The organism is Embleya sp. NBC_00896, assembly GCF_045207785.1.
GTDB lineage: Bacteria > Actinomycetota > Actinomycetes > Streptomycetales > Streptomycetaceae > Embleya.
The window spans coordinates 4,865,946-4,885,519 of sequence record NZ_CP108776.1 but is presented as its reverse complement, the minus strand read 5'-3'; the positions used below and the strand labels follow the sequence as shown (position 1 = coordinate 4,885,519).

Annotated in this window: 14 protein-coding genes and 1 tRNA gene; 7 read left to right on the top strand and 8 right to left on the bottom strand. The window is 72.0% G+C overall.

The features are described from left to right. Positions 1-89: 89 nt before the first annotated feature. Positions 90-1,811: a class I adenylate-forming enzyme family protein gene (locus OG928_RS22225; RefSeq protein ID WP_406286496.1), complete on the bottom strand. Its 1,722-nt coding sequence runs from the start codon at positions 1,809-1,811 to the stop codon at positions 90-92. Positions 1,812-1,966: 155 nt separating this feature from the next. On the opposite strand from OG928_RS22225, the gene OG928_RS22220 reads away from it, so the two are divergent. Both OG928_RS22220 and OG928_RS22215 read left to right on the top strand, forming a co-directional pair. Further along, positions 1,967-2,824 carry an enoyl-CoA hydratase-related protein gene (locus tag OG928_RS22220; RefSeq protein ID WP_406286493.1) on the top strand — a complete coding sequence of 286 codons (858 nt, stop codon included), beginning with the start codon at positions 1,967-1,969 and terminating at the stop codon, positions 2,822-2,824. Positions 2,825-2,952: 128 nt separating this feature from the next. Beyond that, a complete protein-coding gene (locus tag OG928_RS22215; RefSeq protein WP_406286491.1) occupies positions 2,953-3,423 on the top strand; it encodes a MarR family winged helix-turn-helix transcriptional regulator in 471 nt (156 codons plus the stop codon). Positions 3,424-3,443: 20 nt separating this feature from the next. Here OG928_RS22215 and OG928_RS22210 read toward each other — a convergent pair whose 3' ends face one another. Together OG928_RS22210 and OG928_RS22205 are read right to left on the bottom strand one after the other, a co-directional pair. Beyond that, positions 3,444-5,726, bottom strand: coding sequence for a RelA/SpoT family protein (locus OG928_RS22210; protein ID WP_406286487.1), 2,283 nt, complete (start codon positions 5,724-5,726; stop codon positions 3,444-3,446). Between the two features lie 243 nt (positions 5,727-5,969). Then, complete coding sequence (locus tag OG928_RS22205) at positions 5,970-7,106, bottom strand: phosphotransferase family protein (RefSeq protein ID WP_406286485.1); 1,137 nt, start codon at positions 7,104-7,106, stop codon at positions 5,970-5,972. Positions 7,107-7,733: 627 nt separating this feature from the next. Here OG928_RS22205 and OG928_RS22200 point away from each other — a divergent pair. Continuing rightward, on the top strand, positions 7,734-8,402 hold the full coding sequence (locus tag OG928_RS22200; protein WP_406286483.1) for an HAD family hydrolase: 669 nt from the start codon (positions 7,734-7,736) through the stop codon (positions 8,400-8,402). Between the two features lie 131 nt (positions 8,403-8,533). On the opposite strand, the gene OG928_RS22195 is transcribed toward OG928_RS22200, so the two are convergent. Continuing rightward, positions 8,534-9,535, bottom strand: coding sequence for a transcriptional regulator (locus tag OG928_RS22195; RefSeq protein WP_406286481.1), 1,002 nt, complete (start codon positions 9,533-9,535; stop codon positions 8,534-8,536). Between the two features lie 358 nt (positions 9,536-9,893). Between OG928_RS22195 and OG928_RS22190 the strand changes: the two genes are divergently transcribed. Both OG928_RS22190 and OG928_RS22185 read left to right on the top strand, forming a co-directional pair. Continuing rightward, a complete protein-coding gene (locus OG928_RS22190; protein WP_406286478.1) occupies positions 9,894-10,331 on the top strand; it encodes a hypothetical protein in 438 nt (145 codons plus the stop codon). Positions 10,332-10,633: 302 nt separating this feature from the next. Then, positions 10,634-10,969 (top strand): hypothetical protein, encoded by a 336-nt coding sequence (locus tag OG928_RS22185; protein WP_406286476.1) that lies wholly within the window; start codon positions 10,634-10,636, stop codon positions 10,967-10,969. A gap of 134 nt (positions 10,970-11,103) precedes the next feature. On the opposite strand, the gene OG928_RS22180 is transcribed toward OG928_RS22185, so the two are convergent. The 4 genes from OG928_RS22180 to OG928_RS22165 form a co-directional block, all read right to left on the bottom strand. Further along, the gene (locus OG928_RS22180) at positions 11,104-12,477 is read right to left on the bottom strand and encodes a helicase (protein WP_406286473.1); all 1,374 of its coding nucleotides are present in this window, start codon (positions 12,475-12,477) and stop codon (positions 11,104-11,106) included. Further along, positions 12,474-13,976, bottom strand: a complete 1,503-nt coding sequence (locus tag OG928_RS22175; protein ID WP_406286471.1) for a hypothetical protein — start codon at positions 13,974-13,976, stop codon at positions 12,474-12,476. The genes OG928_RS22180 and OG928_RS22175 overlap by 4 nt, the downstream gene beginning before the upstream one ends. Then, positions 13,973-15,109, bottom strand: coding sequence for a hypothetical protein (locus OG928_RS22170; RefSeq protein ID WP_406286470.1), 1,137 nt, complete (start codon positions 15,107-15,109; stop codon positions 13,973-13,975). The genes OG928_RS22175 and OG928_RS22170 overlap by 4 nt, the downstream gene beginning before the upstream one ends. A gap of 74 nt (positions 15,110-15,183) precedes the next feature. Next, positions 15,184-17,007 (bottom strand): hypothetical protein, encoded by a 1,824-nt coding sequence (locus OG928_RS22165; RefSeq protein ID WP_406286468.1) that lies wholly within the window; start codon positions 17,005-17,007, stop codon positions 15,184-15,186. Between the two features lie 246 nt (positions 17,008-17,253). On the opposite strand from OG928_RS22165, the gene OG928_RS22160 reads away from it, so the two are divergent. Next, positions 17,254-17,327 (top strand) — tRNA-Lys (locus tag OG928_RS22160). A 945-nt stretch (positions 17,328-18,272) separates the two neighbouring features. Continuing rightward, a complete protein-coding gene (locus OG928_RS22155; RefSeq protein ID WP_406286467.1) occupies positions 18,273-19,529 on the top strand; it encodes an Ig-like domain-containing protein in 1,257 nt (418 codons plus the stop codon). The last annotated feature ends 45 nt before the right edge of the window (positions 19,530-19,574 follow it).

The window sequence follows — 19,574 nt, the reverse complement described above, 5'->3', positions numbered from 1 at the left end:
CTTGAGGACAACCCAACCCAACCAACCCAGCCCGGCCGGCGCTTGAGGCCGCACCGGCCGCAGGCCGTGCCCAATCGCGCCCCGCGGCGTCAGAGCGCAAGCATGTCCCGAAGCTCACGCTTCAACACCTTGCCAACCGCATTCCGCGGCAGCGCCCGCTCCGTGAACCGCACCAACGTCGGCACCTTGAACGCCGCCAGCCGCCGCGCGACATGCCCACGCAACTCCGCCGCGGTAGCCGCCCCGGCCACATGCAGCCGAACCACCGCCGCGACCTCCTCGCCCAGATCGTGGTGCGGCACCCCGACCACCGCCACGTCCGCGACCGCCGCGTGTTCGAACAGGACCGCCTCGACCTCGGCCGAGTAAACGTTCTCGCCGCCCCGAATGATCACGTCCTTGAGCCGGTCGACCACGTACAGCAGGCCCTCGGCGTCCGTGTAGCCGAGGTCGCCGGTACAGAACCACCCGTCCGGGAACGTCTCCTCGCTCTCCCGCGGCCGGTTCCAGTAGCCCTTGACCACCTGCGGACCGCGGAACCGGATCTCCCCGGTTTGCCCGACAGGCAACTCCTCGCCGGTCACCGGATCGGCCACCCGCAGATCCGCGGTCGGCACCGGATGCCCGACGCTGTCCGGGTGTTCGTAGTACTCGTCACCCGAGTTCGCGACCACCACGCACGTGGTCTCGGTCATCCCGTAGCCGTTCAGCGGCACGATGGCGTTGCCCGACATAACGCCCACCTGCCCGACCAGGTCCGGTGGCACCGGCGAGCCGCCCGCGCCGAGGCTGGTCAGGCTGGACAGGTCGTGCCCCTCACGCAGCGGCGATTCGACCAGCCGGCGCAGCAGCGTCGGCACCATGTTCGCGGTCGAGATCCGCTCGGCCTCGATCAGCCGGAGCGCCTTCGCGGTGTCCCAGTGGTGCATCAGGCACAGCTTGGCGCCCTGGGCCGCGCCGATGTACAGGCCCGCGAGGCCGGCGATGTGGAAGAACGGGTAGACCTGGAGGCTGCTCGGCGCGGGCAGGTCCGACAGCATCTGCTCGATCGCCCCCGGCCCCTTGGCCAGTTCGGCCGTCGGCAGCCCCAGGCGCGCCGCCCCGATCGCCTTCAGCAGCTGCATCGTGTGCAGGTTGGTGGTGTGGTTGTGGTGGGTGCCGACCGCGCCCTTGGGCCGCCCCGTGGTTCCCGACGTGTACAGGATCGTCGCGTCGTCGAACGGCTCCGGGCCGGTCTCCGGCAGCGGGACCTCGCCGGTGCAGCCGCGCAGCAGCGCGGACAGGTCGGTCTCGGTGTCCGCCAACGGCCCCTCGGGTCGCACCACGAGCACGGCGGTGAGCGCGGTGCCGTCGAGGCGGTCCCGGGTCAGCTCGGCCCGTTCGCCGTCGCAGATCAGCACCGTGCTGCCGGAGTCCTCGACGGCGTACCGGAGTTCGTCGGCGGTCCACCACGCGTTCAGCGGCACCGCGACCGCGCCGAGCACCTGGATCGCCCAGAACGCGAGCGGCCATTCGAGGTGGTTGCGCATCGCGATCGCGACCCGGTCGCCGCGCCGGACGCCGCACGCGGCGGCGAGATGTCGGGCCAGGTGGGCGACCAGACGGTGCTGTTCGGCGTAGTCGATCCGCTCGTCCTCGTACACGAGCGCGTCACGTGTCCCGTACGCCGCGAGGTCCTCGAAAACGACGCGCAGCGTGGGCGGTGCCTTGCTCAGAACCCGCCATGGGATGCCGTCGTGGACGATCTCCTCGATCGCGTAGGCCGATTCGGGTCCGGTGAGTTCGGCCAGGGCCTGTGTCCGATCCAGCATCCGGTGGGTCCACCTCCTGCACGATGCGAGCGACTGGTACCGGGGTGTAGGAGCCCATCAAAGCTAGTGCGGAGATCGCATCCCGGGAACCCTGGCATTCGACGTGATCGCGCGGCAGGGTGGCTTGCGAGCGTTCGTCGAACCGGGGAGCTCGCGTGGACTACCAGCAGATCTCGACGTCGGTCCGGGACCACGTGATGACCGTGACGCTGTTTCGACCGGTCCGTTTGAACGCGTACACGTATCGGATGCGCCAGGAGATATCCGACGCGTTGGACCACGCAGACGAGGACGACGAGGTGCGCGTCGTGGTGTTCACCGGAAGCGGGCGGGCGTTCTGCGCGGGCGCCGACCTGGAGATGGGCGCCGACTCGTTCGACCCGGGCGTGCACGCGGAGCGGTTCGAGGGCGCCGTGGACGACGCGGAGGCGTTTCGCGACGACGGCGGCCGGCTCGTGCTGCGCCTGTACCGCTCGAAGAAGCCGTTGATCGCGGCGATCAACGGCGCGGCGGTGGGCGTGGGCGCGACCATGACGCTGCCGATGGACATCCGGATCGCATCCTCGAACGCGCGGTTCGGCTTCGTCTTCGCCCGGCGCGGGATCACCCCCGACGGCTGCTCGACGTGGTTCCTGCCGCGCGTCGTCGGGATCGACCGAGCGCTCGAATGGTGCTTCACGGGACGGGTCTTCGACGCGACGGAGGCGAAGGAGTCCGGCCTGGTCCGGGAGGTGGTGGCACCGGCGGACCTGCTCGCCCGCGCCCACGAGCTGGCCCGCACGATCGCCGAGAACACCCCCGCGGTCGCGATCGCGCTCACCCGCCGACTCCTTTGGGACATGCAGAGCGTCCCCGACCCGGAAACGGCCCACCTGCACGAATCCCGGGCGCTGCACTGGACCGGCGGCTCCGAGGACGTCCGTGAGGGTGTGGTCGCCTTCCTGGAGAAACGCCGCCCCAAATTCGGCATGCGCGTGAGCACAGACCTCCCGGACCTGCCCCCGCTCATCTAGGACGTGTGGGGCCGGGCCCCACCCTCGTCCTCGGCGCGTCAGGTGTCCGATACATGTTGTTGTGTTTTGCAACCGTGTCGGGCACGCTTGGCGCACATCAGGGCGCACAGGTGTTGAGGAGCAAGGCGATGTCGGACAGCGTTGAGCGGCGAGTGGTCCGTGAGGTCGGGGCGGCCACCCGGTTGATCCGGCTGTTGATGGGTCCCCCGTTGCACGCGGCGGGGATCACGCAGGCGGAATACCACCTGCTCGCGCATCTGGAGGAACGCGGCACCTCGACCGGCAAGGAACTCGCCTGCCGGTTGAGCCTGGACAAGACCACGATCAGCCGACAGCTCACCGCGCTCGAAGAGGCGCAACTGATCACCCGCACGACCGACCCGACGAACCGCAGGTCGCACCTGATCACCCTCACCGAGGCCGGCCACCTGCGCCTCGCCGACGCCCGCCAACGCAGCCTCGCGGTGATGACGGAACGGTTCGCCTCCTGGCCCAAGGAGGAGCTGGGCGCGCTGGCCGACCATCTCGCCCGCTTCAACGACGTCCTGCGCGGCGACACCGCCGAGACCCCACAGCCGCAGGAACACCGGCAGCCGTAACGGCCCGGCGCCGGATCGCCCTAGTTGTCGGCCACCCGCGGGTGCACGCGCGGTCGGGCCCGGTACACGTCGTAGACGCCCTGGACCCGGCGCAGCGCGCGGAGCAGTTTCGGGAGCGTCGCGAGGTCGGCCAGGCGGATCGTGTACGTCTGCCGCACCCGCATCTGCTGCGGCGGGGCGATCGAGGCCGAGGTGATGTCGGCGCCCTCCGCGTCGATCGCCGCGGTCACGTCGGCCAGCAGCCGGGGCCGGTCGAGCGCCTCGATCTGGACCGTGACGCGATACCCCTGGTCGGCCTGATGCGGCAGCCACGAGGCGGCCACCACGTCGCGGCCCGCCCGGCGCATCTGCTGCACGTTGGTGCAGTCGGCCCGGTGGATCGCGACCGTGCCGCCGCGGATCACGAAGCCCGCGAGCTCGTCGGGCGGCACCGGAGTACAACAGCGCGCGAGCCGCACGGGCGCCCCGGGTGAGCCCGGCACGCTGACCACGGCCTCGCCGGGGTCGGCGGGGGCCCGCCGGGTCCGCACCGGGACCTGCGCGACGTCGGCGGTCGACGGCGGCGCGGCGGCCTCGACCGGGGGGTGGTCCGCGGCCTCTCCGGCGGCGGCGAGGTTGCCCAGCGGCGGGGCGGTCGACGCGTCTATCAGCGGGTCGATGCGGCCGTCGACGCCCTGCGGGTACTTCGCCAGCCACGCCTCGATCGCGACCCGCGCGAGTGGGCTGCGGACGAACGAGAGCCATTCCTTGGAGGGTGCCGCGGCGCCCGGCGGGGCGGTGATGATCGAGACCGTCTCGCCGTCCGCGAGGACCGAACTCAGGGCCACCAGGCGGCCGTTGATCTGCGCGCCGATACATCGGTGCCCGGTCTGCTCGCCCATCGCGTAGGCCGCGTCCACACACGTGGAGCCCGCGGGCAGGGTGAGCGGCCGGCCGCCGGGGGTGAACACCAGGAGCTCGCGGTCCGCCGACAGGTCGGCGGTCAGCGAGCTCCAGAAGACGTGCGCGTCCGGGATGCCGCCCTGCCACGCGAGCAGCCGGTGCAGCCACGCGAGCTGCTCGGGAGCATCGGGGCCGGAGTCGGATTTGCCGGTGTGCGCGACCTGCGCGACCACGCCGAACTCGGCGAGGCGATGCATGCGGCGGGTGCGGATGAGCACCTCGACCTTGTCGCCCTCGGGCAGCGTGACGGCGGTGTGCAGCGATTGGTACAGGTTGAACTTGGGGGTCGCGATGTAGTCCTTGAACTCGCCCGCGATCGGCGACCAGCAGGTGTGCAGCACGCCGAGCGCGCCGTAACAGTCGGTGTCCGCGTCGACGACGATCATCAGCCGGGACAGGTCGAACGGTCCCAGGTCCTCGCGCCCTCGACGCTTTTGTACTCGGCGCACGGATACGTGGTGCCGCGCGCGCGGCGATACCTCGGCTTCGATCCCGGCGTCCCGCAGGGCGCGTTTGACCATCGTGCACAGCTTGGCGGTGGCCTCGTCGGTCTCGGCCTGGCTCGCGCTGACGGTGCGCGCGGTCGCGGCGTGCTCCTCGGGCCGGAGCGTCGCGAAGACGATGTCCTCCAGCTCGGACTTGAGCACGTGGATGCCCAACCGCTCGGCGAGCGGGATGAACACCTCCTGCGTGGCCTCGGCCGTGCGGATCTGACTCGCGCGGCGGCGATATCGGATCGTGCGCATGTTGTGCAGCCGGTCGGCCAGTTTGATCACGGTCACGCGCAGGTCGCGGCCGGTGGCCACGATGATCTTGCGCATCGTCTCGGCCTCGGCGCGGTCGCCCAGGTCGACCCGCTCCAGCTTGGTCACGCCGTCGACCAGGTGCGTGACGTCGTCGCCGAAGGCCGCCCGGACCTCTTCGAGGGTCAGGTCGGTGTCCTCGACGGTGTCGTGCAGCAGCGCAGCGACCAGCGTCGTGGTGTCGGCGCCCAGCTCGGCCAGGATCGTCGCCACCGCGAGCGGGTGCGTGATGTAGGGCTCGCCGCTCTTGCGCATCTGCCCGCGGTGGGACAACTCCGCGACCGCGTACGCCTCTTGAAGGGCCGTCACATCGGCCTTCGGGTGGTGCACGCGATGCACCTGGAGCAGTGGTTCCACGGCGTCGGGCGTGCGGCGGCGGCTTCCGGTGAGGAAGGTGACCGCGGCCAGGCCGAGTCGTTGGATGGGTTGTTGGACAGGCCGACGCGACAGTCGTCCGACGCGGTCGGACATGCTCCGGCCCGGAACGTCACCCTCGGCTCGCGGTGCGCCCTTGGGCACACCCGCACCGGCCGGCGGGTCGAGTCCCCCGATCGTCATGCGGCACCTCCGGCAGCTACCCCCGGAGTCGCCCCCGGTGATTCATGCTACCGACAACAACACGGACCGTGTCCGCGTGATGTCGCCCGTCACACACGATCACCCGCACGGGTCATGGCGCCCGCTGTGGATGATGGTGAAGAGCCCAGCCTAACCCCTCGGGATCTTGTCCGGGCGCGCACCCACTCGGCTCGGGGAGCGCACCCGTCGTACGGCGGGCGCGTGCGTGGTGATGACGGTGCGTCAGCTCCCGTCCGCGCGCTCCCAGTACGTGCCCGCGAGCATCGCCTCGATGAGCCCGCGGTGCAGCACCGTCTCGTCCAGGTTCTCCGGTTGCTCGCGCTCGCCGAAGTGCCATTGGCGGTGCGCGATGCGGGCCATCACCACGCCGTGCCGCACGGCCGCATACATCTCGAAGTAGCGCATGTCACGCGGCGCGTAGCCGGTGAGCTTCTCGTAGCGCGCGCACACGTCCTCGGTGCGCATGAAGTCCGGCAGGCCCGGCAGGCCGTATCGGGTGGCGATGTCCTGGAAGAACGCGTGAATGAAGATCAGCCACGCGATGTCGAGCTCGCGCGGACCGACGGCGGCCATCTCCCAGTCCAGGACGGCGGTCGGCTCGAAGTCCACGTACAGGATGTTGCCGATCCGGGCGTCGCCCCAGCTGATCGCGTCGGGGCCCGGGTCGGTGGGGAAGTTGTCGTCGAGCCAGGTGAACGCCCGGTCCAGGAGCGGGACGCGCTGCCCCTCGATCCCCCACTCGTAGAACGCGCGCAGGTCGTCCAGGTGTCGGCGCAGCGCCGTCTCGCCGGTGCCCTCGTGCTGCAGGAAGGCGATCTCCTCGGGTGTGACGTCGATCTCGTGGATCGCCGCGAGGATCGCGACCGATGCCTCCTGGAGCCGGGCCCGCTCCTCGGGCGAGGCCGCGAGCATCCAGCCGTCGATCGTGTACGGCATCACGTCCGGCGGCGCGGCGCCCTCGGCCCGGCGCATCACGAAGAACGGGGCGCCCAGCGGACCCTCGTCGGGCTCGTTCCACAGCAGCGTCGGCACCGGGATCGAGCAGCGCTCGCCGACCAGCGTCATGATCGCGAACTGCTTGTCCAGGTCGTAGGTGGGGAAGACCGGCTTGGCGTCCATCGCGGGCCGCATCCGCACGACGCAGCGCTCGGTACGGCGCTCGCCGTCCACCGTCCAGCCGGCGTCGAACAGCAGCGTCTCGCTGGACATCCCGTTGCCGGACGGGGCCTTGAGCTCGGACACCTCGGGCTCCGCGCCCTCGGGCAGCCGGGTCGCGAGCCACGCGAGCAACTGGTCGTGCACCTTCGCCAGGTCCCGCGTGCTGGTCTGCGGACGGGTGACCTCGTCGGAGTCGGCCACGACAACCTCCGGTATCCACGTCGCGATGAGCGACCGGCGCTGCCGACCGTCCCTGCCGACGATTCGGTCCCCGCCTTGATGTCGACGGCTGCCCGCCATAAAAGTGAAACACGTTCTATCATGTGTGACACGTGTCATCAATGGCTTCGGAGCCCGCCGGGGCGTGGCGATCTCGGCCCCGGCGACTCCCGGGCCCGGCGCGACGCCGGCCCACTCGCACGCGGCGCGGTCGCGTCGCCGTGGGTCCCGCGCGGCCCGGACGGTCCGCGGCGGGGTGGCGATGCGCCGGACAGGGCCGGGGAAGCCTGTTCGAGTGATCGAAGATGAATAGAGAACCGCCGCATTGGGCCGCTATCTCGTGGCAGTCCCGACGGTTTTGATCAAGATCAGCCAGATGCGGCCTTCGGATGACTTTTGCCTTGTAGGCAAGCGGTACCGTCTGGGTGGTCCCGTGCCCGGTGAAGGCAAGGATCCCGGCACCGGACGGACGCCGATCGGACCAACCCCCGCACGGGTGGGCGGTTCCCGATCGGGCTCGGCCCGGCAGGCCCGGACCCAGCCCGACGGACTCCGGCCGACTGCAGGCACAAGGACGGGGCCGGAAGGCGACGACAGCGGGGAGCGGTAATGCGGATCAGCGCCGTGGTGTTCGACGTGGGCGAGACCCTGGTCGACGAATCGCGGGAATACGGGACCTGGGCGGACTGGCTCGGCGTGCCCCGACACACGTTCGCCGCCACCTTCGGGGCGGTCATCGCGCAGGGTCTGGACTACCGCGAGGTGTTCCAGCGCTTTCGACCGGGCTTCGACCTGACCGTCGAGCGGGCCGCGCGCACGGCCGCCGGCTTCCCGGAGTGGTTCGGCGAGGAGGACCTCTACGGGGACACCCGGCCGTGCCTGAAGGCGCTGCGCGACCAGGGCCTGTGGCTCGGCGTCGTCGGCAACCAGACCGTGAACGCGGGGATGATCCTGCGCGGCCTGGACCTGGGCGTGGATCTGCTCGCGACCTCCGACGACTGGGGCATCAGCAAGCCCGAACCGGCGTTCTTCACCCGGCTCGTGGCGGAGTGCCCGTGCCCGGCCGAGGAGATCCTGTACGTCGGCGACCGACTCGACAACGACGTCCGTCCGGCGCACCTCGCGGGCCTGCGCACCGCGCACGTACGGCGCGGGCCGTGGGGCTACCTGACCGCGGACGACCCCGAACTGATCAAGGTCGCCGACCTGCGACTCGAAGGGCTCGGCGAGCTGCCGGCCGCCGTGGCCCGGGCGAACGGCGGCGCGACGCGGGCGTGACGCGGTGCGTCATCCGGACGGGCCCTGTCGGCCGGTCCGGTCCTCCGGCGCGTGTCTTCGGCCCCCGCCGCCGGGGGGCCGAAGACACGCGCCGACACGAACCCGGCCGCGGGGCCGGGCCGCTCCCCGCGCTACGGCGCCACGGCGCCGCGCAGGCGGTCGTCCACGTCCCGCAGGAACGGCTCCCGCGCCCATGGGGCGAGCGAGGCCCGCACCGTGCGGACCCGGTCCACGGCCGTCGCGTAACCCTGCACGCCGACCAGGTCCAGCGCCTCCTCGAGGAGGCGGCAGGCGTCCTGCGGCTCACGCGCGCCGACCGCGGTGGCGGCCAGTTCGGCCAGGGTCATCGCGCGCTGCTTGTGGCTGTCCGCGGGGAGCCCGGCCAGGGTCCGCTCCAGGGTCGCCCGCGCCTCGTCGGAGCGTCCGGCGGCGACTTCCGCGGCGCCGCGGAAGCCCTCCAGGCGGGCCGCCGAGAACCAGTCCAGCCAGGCCGGCGGGCCGTCCGCCGTCCACGAGCCGGGCCTCTCCGGCGGCGCGTAGGTGTCGGCGGCCCGGTCCAGGAGCGGGAAGGCCGCCTCGGGCGTGCCGAGCCGCACCTCCGCCTCGGCGGCGATCGCGTCGAGCCACGCGCGCAGCGTGGGCCCGGCGTCGCCGCTCGTGGTCCGCTCGCGGGCCGCGGCCAGGGTGTCCCTGGCCTCGGTGCCGCGACCGGACCACGCGGGCGCGAAGGCCATGTGGCCGAGCACGGCGGCGGCCAGCGAGCCGTCCCGCGCCCGGTCGGCCGCGTCGAGCGCGAGATCCTGCCAGCGCCGCACGTGCGGGCCGCGCAGGCTCAGGTCGAAGAAGGCTATTCGGGACGCGAGCAACGCGGTCTCCGCGATCGCGGAGTAGTGCGCCCCCTCGGGCCCCTCGGCGAGCAGCCGAGCCCCGTTGCGGGCGTGTTCGGCCACCACCGGGAGCAGTCGTCCGGGTTCCTCGATCCAGTAGCGGGACCGCAGACGGGCGGTGGTCGTGGTGTAGGCGGCGGGATCGGGGAGGGCGGGTGCGGGCCCGGTGGGGGCGGCGGATGCGGCGGAGCTCTTCACCGTGAGCCCGGCGGCCGCCGCGCCGGCCAGAAAGGTACGTCGTTGCACCGCGTCCTCCATACGCGTAGTGGTGACGGACATGACTGCGCCGACCCGATCACGCGATACACCGGGCCTGAACGCTCCGTGCTGGATCTCGATCGTGACCCCGCCCCACCTGCGGCGTCATGTGTCTAGCTCGTTAGGGCGGCAAGAGTCCTCAGCGCGTCCTGCAGGAGTCCCACCGCGGGCCTCGTCACAGGGTGTGCCGACCTGGTTGCATCTAGGGCAGAAGCGGACGTCCCCAAAGTCGGACGCTTCGGGCACGTGCAGGACGAAGAGGACGCTTCGAGGACCTCCCCGGCCCCCGAGGGCGATTCCGTTTCCGTGACGAAACGAGAGGACCGCCTCACCGATGGACGCCGACGTGAACCGAACGACGACGGCAGCGCTGCCGCAGGACGCGCTTCGGAACCCGTACGCCCCCCGGCTGGTCGCCGCCGGCGAGACGTTCGACGTGATCGAGGTGGAGGACCGGCTCGGCCGTGAAGCACTGGCCACGCTGCACGCGCACCGCGTGCCCGTCGGTCCCGTCATCTTCGATCGCCGTTACCGCCGAATCGGATTCCTGGTCCCGCCGACCGCCGTCATGCCGATGCGGCCGCGCGAGCGCAGGCTCGGCCCGCGCCACCACGGGCGTGGTGCGTGGATCACCTTCCCGCCGCCTCCGGAGCAGAACGACGGACCGCTCGTGTGGCTCGTCCCGCCGACCCCCGACAACCGCCTGACGACGCTGCGACACGTGCGTGCGGCTATCGCCGAGGCCGCCCGCGCGCTCGCCGAGCGCCACCAGCAGGTGATCTGAGGATCGCCCAGGACGTACCGGTCGGGGACCTGACATCACGAGCGGCTCCCCCAATACCAGCTCGACCCGACCGGTGCCGGCAAGACGCGATGCGCCCCCTCGCCACACGGCGTGGGGGCGCATCCGTGTGTCCGGATCGGGGTTTATCGGAGCGGTATCGTGGGTCTGGTCCCTCTTTCGGGCAAGGGTCTTTCGGATGGCGCCGCGTTGGCGACAATGGCTAGGGCACGGATCTTGTCCGGCGTCCCCACCTGTCCATTCGTCGTCGTCAGCACGTCTGCACCGTCGGAAGGAATTCGCGCATGCCGTCCGAGTCGCGCAAGCCCCGCATGCGGCCCGCGCCGCTGTTGTTCGAGCCCTCGGTGCCCGAACCGCCCGACGAACGCTTCTTCGACCTGGACGATCTGACCGATCCCCAGGAAGTGCTGACGCGCTCCACGGACCTGGCCGAGGCGTTTCGCGCGGCGGCCGACAAGGCGGTCGACTACCAGGCCATGGCCGCCGCACGCATGGCGGACCCGAGCCGGTTCGACCACCTGACGACGGCCCAAATCGCGGCCCGCGCAGAGTGGGGCGAGGAGTACACCGCCAAGATGATCGAACACGGCCGCCGCCTCCTGACCGAGCGAGGCGAGTAGGGGCCTCAATCGCCGGCCGGGCTCCCTATAGCCCGGCCGGCGTTTGAGGCCAAGAAGCCCGGCCGGCGTTTGAGGCCAGATAGCCCGGCCGGCGCTTGAGGCCACCCAGCCCGGCCGGCGCTTGAGGCCACCTTTCAAGCCCGTCCGGCGTTTGAGGACAACCCGACCCGGTGCAAGGCCAGTTCGGCCAGAACCGCCTGATTGGCCTCCCACCCGTCAGGGAAGTTCACGGGCACCCCAAGATGCACCGGCTCCGCAGACGGATGCGCATCGAGCAAGTCCGGAATCCCGGCCCGCGCCACGACCAAACACGCATGCCGATGCCGCGACGCCAACACACAAAGGCGCCCCGTCTCCAGGTGGAACTCGGTGGCATCCCGCCGCCCCGACAGGGGATGCAGCACCACCGTGACGTCGAACTCGCGGCCCTGCAACCGATTCGCCGTGTCGACCACGATGTCCGCCGCCCCCAGCTCCCGCAGCGCCGATTCCACCCGCGAGCGCTGCTCCCGGTGGCTGACCCCGATCGCGATCCGGGACGCGTCCAGCGGCACGCCGCCCGGGGTCCGCTCACCGAAGGCCGTCCCGCCCCGGGCCACCAGCCGCGCGGCGAGCGTCGCCACCGCCCGTACCGCCTCCTCGTCGGCCGTCGCCGTGAACCGCGCGGGCAACTCGAGGAGCCCCCAACCGGATTCCGCCGCCACGTCCACGACCTCGTCGTAGGCGTCGTGTCCGCGCGCCGCCTCGAACCGCAGCACCCGGTCGCCGGGCCCGGTGCCCGACCGGAACGGCGTGAACGGGTAGAACGCCTCGGACACCAGCGGCGCCGCGCTCGCGGGCAACCGCCACGACACCGGCAGCCGATGCACGGGCAGGTCCGGGTTGTGTCGCCGAAGCACGACCACCGCGCTCTGCGAGGGGTCGTACGTCAGCCCGTGCCAGCGCGAGGTGTCCACGGTCGCGAACGGGTCCAGCTGCCCGGGATCACCCACGAACAGCGCCCGATCGAACAGCCGGGCCACCAGCAACAGCGCGTCGGAGCGCATCTGGTACGCCTCGTCCACGATCGCCCACGGCCAGCGCCGGTCCCGCACGAGCGCCCACTTCGCGGCGGTCGCCACGACCACCGCGCACGCGTCGAGCGCCTCGGCCTTCTCGGCGTTCACCACCGCCGTGCCCACCAGCGCGGGCGGCAGCCGATATCCGGTCGCCGACAACCGGCCCACCAACAGCTCCGGATGGTCCTCGACCAGGCGGACCAGCAGGTCGTCGACCTGGTTGTTGGTCTGCGCCACGATCATCAGCCGCTCACCCGACGCGGCCAACTCCCCCGCCGCCCGGACCACGAGCGTCGACTTGCCCGCGCCGGGCGGCGAGTCGACCACGACGCCGCGGTGCGCGCCCGAACCGAGGTCGGCCAGCACGGCGTCGGTCGCGGCCGCCGCGAGCGCCGCCGGGTCACCCGGTGGAACGGCACCCTGCGAAACACCGAGCCTCGCGGCCGTCACGACCACTCCTCCAACGCGTCGTCGTCCACCTCGGGCGCGGCCGCGGCCGCGGGGTCCGGCGGCACCGGCGGCGGTCCGCCGTGCGTCCAGGGGGTGTCCTCCACCGCCGGCCACTCGGGGCTGCGCCGGAACTCGGCGATCAGCGAGGTCCAGCAGAGCAGTTCGCCGACCTCCGGCACGCTGCCGGGCTTGGGCACCTTGCCGCCGCCCATCCCACCGCGCAGTTCGAGCACGACCCGGCCGGGGCCGGTGTCGAGCACCCGAGCCTTCGCCTCCGGGCGTTCGACGCATTCGAGGTCGGTTCCGGGCCCGAACAGTGGTTCGTCGTCGGTGTCGAAGGTCAGCATCGGACGCGGGCGCGCGGTCTTCTTGCCGGGCTCGGCGACCATCCGCTCGGCGTCCACCGCGACCAGGTCGCCGCGGAACGCCTCGCCCGCGAGCCGGACCGCCGCCATCAACAGCGGGTCGTCGCGCACCTGTTCGGCGTCCAGTCGGGCCTGGGCCCGCTCCCGGGTGGCGAGTTGGGCCGCCGCCGACACCGCGCCGGGCACGCGCGGCTGCGGGCGCGACTCGGGGTCGGCGAGGTCGGCGGTGAAGAAGCTGTACGACGCCCGGTCGGCCTCCCAGCGCCCGGCCACCGACGCGCCGGCGGGCAGCGCGCCGAGCAGTTCGACGCCGCGCCACATCCGGTGCCAGGTCGGCATCAGCTCGGCGGCCAGCGCGTCCCGGATCGCCGCCTCGGCGGGCTTCTCGGCCTGGGTGTCGACGGCCTCGTCGAACGCGGTGATCAGCGGTACGAGCCGTTCGTCGAACGCGGGGTCGGTCGCGGGCCCGGCGGTGGGTCCGCCCTCCACGGCCCGCGCGGCCTCGTCCCCGCGCTGTCCGGCCGGCGGGTCGATCCAGGCCAGCAGTGCCGCGAGGTCACCGTCCTCCATCGCGCTCTGCCCGGTCGCCCACGCCTGGGTGAGCAGGTCGGTCATCGCCAGCAGCAGGCTCGACCCGGGCACCCCGGCCCGGTCCGCGAGGTAGGTGCTCCAGCGCCCGAGCAGCGGCACCTCCGGGGCCACCGCGTACTCGCCCTCGATGCTGCGGAATCGCGTCGACCGGCCGAGCAGGCGCAGGTATTCGACGCCGCCCGCGGTCGGTACCAGCACCTGCGGCGCGTCCACGGCGCGTTCGTACGGGTCGTCCGCGCGCCGCTCGATCGTCTCGGTCTCCGCCGCGAACTCGCCCAGGTAGGGCAGCAGTCGCCCGGCCAGCTCGGCGGCGTGCGCGAACCGCCGGTCGCGGTCACGCGGTTGCGGAACGGCGAGCAGACGCGGCTCGGCGGGGTCGGTCCCCACCAGGACGGCCAGCGGCGCGAACGCCTCGCCGGCGAGCACGTAGGGCACCAGCACCACGGGCCGCGCCGACAGATGCCGATGCCGTACGGTCGCCGCCGGTTGGGCCCGCCCGGTCGCGGCGGCGCGCAGTCGGCCGAGCGCGGCGACCGCGCTCACGCGACGCCGCCGAGCGCCTCGCGACGCAGCGCCTCGGCCCGGCGGAGCAGCCTGGCCACGTCCTCCTGGCCGGGCTCGGCCGCGCGGGTGCCGTCGGCGAGCGCGAGCGCGGTGCCGATGTCCTCGATCCCACCGAGCGCACCGCGCACCGAGGTGCCAAGCGTGCCGACGGTGCCGCCGCCGGTGCCGCAGGTACGGGCCTCGTCCCGACAGAACAGCGCGAGTTCGCACGCGGACAGGCAGTCGGGCACGTACGCGGCGGGCACCCGCGCGACCGCCGCCCCGCGCGCGTCGCCGTCGATGTCGAAGGTCAGACCGCCCGGCAGCTCGCCGAGGAGTTCCTCGACGCCCGACAGCCGGGCCAACCGCCGCCGGGTGGTCGCGAGTTCGCGTCGCACGTCGAGCACGGCCGCGACCGGGCGGTTCGAGAAGTCCTGCGCGCACACCAGCACGATGTCGGTGGCCACGATGTCCTCGTCGAGCCCGAGCTCGCGAGCGAGCCTGCGGAGCGCGAGGACGTATACGGCCGCCTGTCGCGCGGCGGAGGCGAGCTTGCCCGGGTCGGCCGACCCGTCGATGATCGCGAATGACTTGATTTCGACCACGTAGAGCCGGCCGGCGACCCGGCAGGCCATCGCGTCGGGCTCCAGGTAGGCCCGTTGCCCGGCCACGTCCAGCGGCAGCAGCGGGTGGTCGAGGATCGCGCACGCGTCCCCGTCGCCGCGCGCGGCCCGGGCGAGGGCCTCGCGGGTGCGGGCCACCCGCTCCTCGCGGCTCGGCCGGCCGCGGCTCTCGTCGTCGACGTCGACCAGTTCGCCGCCGTCGGGGTCGGCGCCCAGGGTCTCCGCGAGCAGCCGGCGCAGCTCCCGCCCGCCGTCCGCCTTGACCCGGGCCTCGAACACGTTGCCCCGGCCGATCGCGAAGGGCGAGCGCCCGTACCGGGCCGGGAAGCCCAGCCGGTCGGCGAGCACGGTCTTCTCGATGCCGGCGGCGTCCAGGACGCCGCGTCGGGCGCAGCCGGGGTTGGCGGCCAGCGCGGCCACCGTCCGGGCGTTGTGGTTGCGCGTGGGCAGTTCGCCGCGCAACTGCTCCAGTGTGGTGGCGATGGCGCCGGTCGTACCCGTCGTGCGCATGTCTCGTGTACGGCTTTCCTCGATGAACCGTCCGGTCCCGGGTCAGTGTGGACCATGCGTCCGACAGGACGAATTCAGTCGGTGTCGATGTCCGCCGCGGGCAGGGCCACGAAGCCGGCATCGTCGGTGGGCGCGAGTTCGGTGAAGGATTCCAGGGCCTCGTCGAGTTGTCGGACCGCCACGGAGTTCTTGTACGGCTCCAACTGCTTGCGGGTGAGCCGCACCCGGTCCATCGCCATCGAATACCAGTGCACGCGCAGCATGTCGATCGCCTGGAACAGCCGGCCGCACGTCGCGTCCACGTCGCCCGCCTGGAAGGACGCCTCGGCGAGGTCGGCGTACATCACCGCGCGCTGCTTGTCGCCGTTGGCCGGCAGGTTCTCCAGCGCGTCGTTGAGCGAGCCCTGGGCCTGGTCCATCCGGTGCGCGGTGAGCTCGGTCTTGCCGCGAAAGCCCCACAGCCGGGAGGCATCGAAGAAGTCCAGCCACGGCGGGGTCGGGGTGTTGTCGGGATGGCACAGGAGGTCCTCGGCGCGGTCGAGCAGGTGCAGCCCGCGCTCGGGGGTGCCGCGCAACGACTCGAACTCGGACTGCACGGCGTCGAACCACGCGAGCATCACCATCGGCGCCCCGCGGGTGGCCGTCTTGCGCGCGAAGTCGAGGATGTCCTCGGCTGCGGCGGGCGCCGCGTCGAACGCCGGGATGAACGCGGTGTGGGTCAGCACCGCGGCGGCGAGCAGGCTGTCGCCGGCCTCTTTGGCCGCGCGGTAGGCGACGAGGTAGTGGTCCTGCGCGTCGCGCGGGCGGCTGAGGTCGAAGAACGCCATCCGGCCCGCGAGCATGGCGGTCTCGGCCAGCGACGCGCCCAGGATCCGGCGGGCACGGGCCGGTCCGGGCGCGTTGAGCAGCTGGGTGCCGAGCCGGACGTGCGCGATCACGGACGGGTAGGCGATCGCGGCGGGGGCGACCCAGTACATCTGCCGGTAGGTGCGGGTGAGCATCGCGTACTGGTCGGCGCCGACCACGGTGAGCTGGCCCATGCGCGAGTGCATCGGGACGGCCAGCGGGCCCGGGTCGGGGCTGTCCCTGAGCAGTTGCCGCAGCACCGCGGGGGTGGCGATCTCCAGCGTCGTGCTCGGCGGCTCGGCCGCGGCCGCGGCCGGTCCGATCGCGTGCAGGGGTGGGCGCACCGGCAGACCGCGGGGCGCATTGCCTTCGAGCCGTCGGCCGCCGACCACGGTCGGCCCGATGTCGAACGGGGAGCGCGCGGGGGTGGGCGCCGGTCCGGGGGGTGGGACCGGTCCGGGTGGGGGCACCGGCCCGGGAGGGGGCACGGGGCCGGGAGGGGGCACGGGGCCGGGCGGCGGGACCGGTCCGGAGCGCGGCGGCGGCACGTGTCGATGTGGCGCGGGAACCATGCGCAGCGGTGCGGCCATGGCCCCGCCGACCGGCCCGCCGGGCGCGGGTGGCAGTCGGCGGACCCGGGCCTCGCCGTATTCGGCGTACTCCCCGCGTGTGGGCGCCCGCCCGGTTTCCCGAGCGGGCGCGGGGATCGCCGGCGGCGCGGGCGATTGCTCGACCGCGGTTGGCGCCTCCGTGAAACCCTCGCCGTACTCGTCCAGCTCGGCCTGCCACGGCGGGGTGAAACCGAGATCGGTGAGCGGCCGCTCGAACAAGGCTTGCAGGACCTGTTGATAATCGGGGGTCGGCCAGGGTGGCTCGGCGCTTTCCCAGCGGCGCACCTGTCGGACGCTGACCCCGAGCCGCAGACCGCATTCGAGCGCCTTCTTCTCGAAGGCGTCGGCCAACTGCTGCTGGGAGACCCAACCATGGGAGTGCCGCAGGGCCTTGAGCCGGACATTCCCGGACGAAGGACCGGCCCCCTGCCGCATGGCCATCGGCCCTCCCGGTTACGACGTGCGGTGTGCTCTGCAGGCTGTGATGCCGACGGTACCCGCCGTGAGACGGGCTGGGGGACCTCTTTGCGGATGTCTGGAAAAGGGCGTCCTCCCGGTGTCCTCAAAGAAGTCCTACGAGGGACCTTGTGCGCCGTCGAAACACTCCCCGTGCGCCCCCGGCGCCCTTCCGAGGGTGTCGATTTTCGATCACCGCCGACCCCTGCTAATGTTTCCCACGCAACGCAAGCGCCGCTAGCTCAGTTGGTTAGAGCAGCTGACTCTTAATCAGCGGGTCCGGGGTTCGAGTCCCTGGCGGCGCACCTTGCGAATGGCGATGGGGCCCTCGGTTCATACCGAGGGCCCCATCGCCGTTTCGGCGTTTCCCCGTTTCCGCAGGTGAATTACACGGCGTCGACACAAAGGCGACGGGAGTCCCCCGACTCTCCTGGAACAATTGTTCGAAAGAGATTTCCGGCCGCCCCTCGCAGGCATATCCGGGCCGCCGCCGGGCGGCGGGATGGACCCCGGGTTGTCGGATCCATAGCCTGGAGCGGTTTGTAAACGATCTTCGTCCGCGTCGGTGGACAAGGGGATTCGGTGACCGCCCCGGACGTACCCGACATACTTTCGCCCGCGTTCGCGGCCGATCCCTACCCGCTCTACCGGACCATGCGGGACGAGCACCCCCTGCTGCGGTCCTTCCCGATCCCGGCTCCGGGTTCGAACCCCCGCTCGATTCGTCGAACTTCGCCTCATTCGGCGTAACGGACCCGGTCGAACTCCGTCCGTCCGCCGAGGATCGCGCGCGGCGCGGGGAAAGCGGCGGGAGCGCGGCCGGCGGCCCGAGCAGCGGCTCGGGCCGGGTCGCGACAGCACACCTTTCGGGGGCATGCGTCCCGACTTTCCGCCCGCGATCGCGTCCGCGCGCCATATATCTTTGCCGGCGTCGTCCGCGCAAGGTCCCGGCGAGGTTGCCGGTCCCGGCTCGGCGCGTGTCCCGCTCGCCGCACGAGCGGCCGGCGTACCCGGGCGCAGGCCCGGAATCCGTGTCCTGCTCGGCATGTCGTTCCTGCTCCATGGGCGCCCGCCACCGGCACGCGCCCGCCGCCGCCCGAGCCGTCCCGCCCGGCACGAGACACACATCACATCCATCCGAGAGCAACTTGTAACCCCCCGGGAGAGTCAATGATGCGGAGACTCGCATCGCGCGGCCTCCATCTTTCGACCCGTTGTGAAGGGAATCCGGAAACGTGGCAGGTAAAGCGATGCGACGGCGCACCGTCCCGGCTGTTCTGGTCGCCGGCGCGATCCTGTTCACGGGGGCCTGCGGGCTGATGGGCGGCGACGACAAGGGCGACAAGACGAGCAACGCGGGCAGCGAGTCGAAGGTCTCCCCGACCTCGGGCGGCGCGACCGGGGGTGCCGAGTCGGGCAAGCCCGAGGAGCAGGCCAAGGGCGCCGCGCCCCAGGTGACCGTCACTCCGGAGGACGGCGCGACCGGTGTCGACCTCGGCGACCCGCTGACCTTCGCGGTCGACGGCGGCAAGCTCTCCGCGGTCAAGGTCGTCAACGCCAGGGGCGAGGCCGTCGACGGCACGCTCGCCGAGGACGGCAAGTCCTGGAAGCCGAAGGTCCCCTTCACGCCCGGTGGCGTGTACACGGTGAGCACGACGGCGACCAACCAGGACAACCAACCGACCACCGTCTCCACCAAGTTCACCACCCAGACGCTGGGCAAGGAGGTGACGGCGACGATCTTCCCGGACGGGGGGACCGTCGGCGTGGGCCAGCCCGTCTCGGTGCGCTTCGACCGCCCGATCGCGAACAAGGCCGAGGCCGAGAAGGCGATGAAGGTCACCGCGACGCCGGCGGTGAGCGGCGCGTGGCACTGGTTCGGGAACACCCGCGTCGAGTGGCGGCCCAAGGAGTACTGGAAGGCCGGCACCAAGGTGAAGGTCGACCTCAACCTGCGCGGCGCCGACCTCGGTGGCGGCGCGGGCTCCAAGCAGTACAAGAGCTTCAACTTCGCGATCAGCAACATCGCCCGGATCACCACCGTCGACGCGGCCACCAAGACGATGACGACGACCGAGAACGGCAAGGTCGTCAAGACCATCAAGGTCACCACCGGCGAGTCCCCCAAGTACGACACGTGGGGCGGGGTGATGGTGGTCCAGGAGAAGTACACCAAGACCCGGATGAACTCGGCGACCGTGGGCCTGGGCAAGGAGTACGACATCGCGGACGTCCCGTGGGCGGTCCGGATCAGCACCTCGGGCACGTTCGTGCACGGCAACTACTGGTACGACAAGAAGAATCCGCCGTTCGGCCGGGCCAACACCAGTCACGGCTGCGTGAGCATGCCGCCCGAGGACGCCAAGTGGTTCTACGACCACGCGGACCGCGGCGACGTGGTCAAGGTGATCAACTCCAAGGAGCGCGCGGTCTCGGCCGACAACGGCTACGGCGCGTGGAACCTGTCCTGGAGCCAGTGGTTGGCCACGAGCGCGACGAAGCAGTGATCCACGGCCGGCCCGCCGCGGTTCCGGCCCTCGGCTGAGATTCCG

Excerpts from the sequence above, each read along its gene's own strand:
- OG928_RS22165 (WP_406286468.1), bottom strand. The coding sequence starts at position 17,007 with ATGGCCATGCGGCAGGGGGCCGGTCCTTCGTCCGGGAATGTCCGGCTC.
- OG928_RS22210 (WP_406286487.1), bottom strand. The coding sequence starts at position 5,726 with ATGACGATCGGGGGACTCGACCCGCCGGCCGGTGCGGGTGTGCCCAAG.
- OG928_RS22185 (WP_406286476.1), top strand. The coding sequence starts at position 10,634 with ATGCCGTCCGAGTCGCGCAAGCCCCGCATGCGGCCCGCGCCGCTGTTG.
- OG928_RS22200 (WP_406286483.1), top strand. The coding sequence starts at position 7,734 with ATGCGGATCAGCGCCGTGGTGTTCGACGTGGGCGAGACCCTGGTCGAC.
- OG928_RS22215 (WP_406286491.1), top strand. The coding sequence starts at position 2,953 with ATGTCGGACAGCGTTGAGCGGCGAGTGGTCCGTGAGGTCGGGGCGGCC.
- OG928_RS22225 (WP_406286496.1), bottom strand. The coding sequence starts at position 1,811 with ATGCTGGATCGGACACAGGCCCTGGCCGAACTCACCGGACCCGAATCG.
- OG928_RS22155 (WP_406286467.1), top strand. The coding sequence starts at position 18,273 with ATGCGACGGCGCACCGTCCCGGCTGTTCTGGTCGCCGGCGCGATCCTG.
- OG928_RS22170 (WP_406286470.1), bottom strand. The coding sequence starts at position 15,109 with ATGCGCACGACGGGTACGACCGGCGCCATCGCCACCACACTGGAGCAG.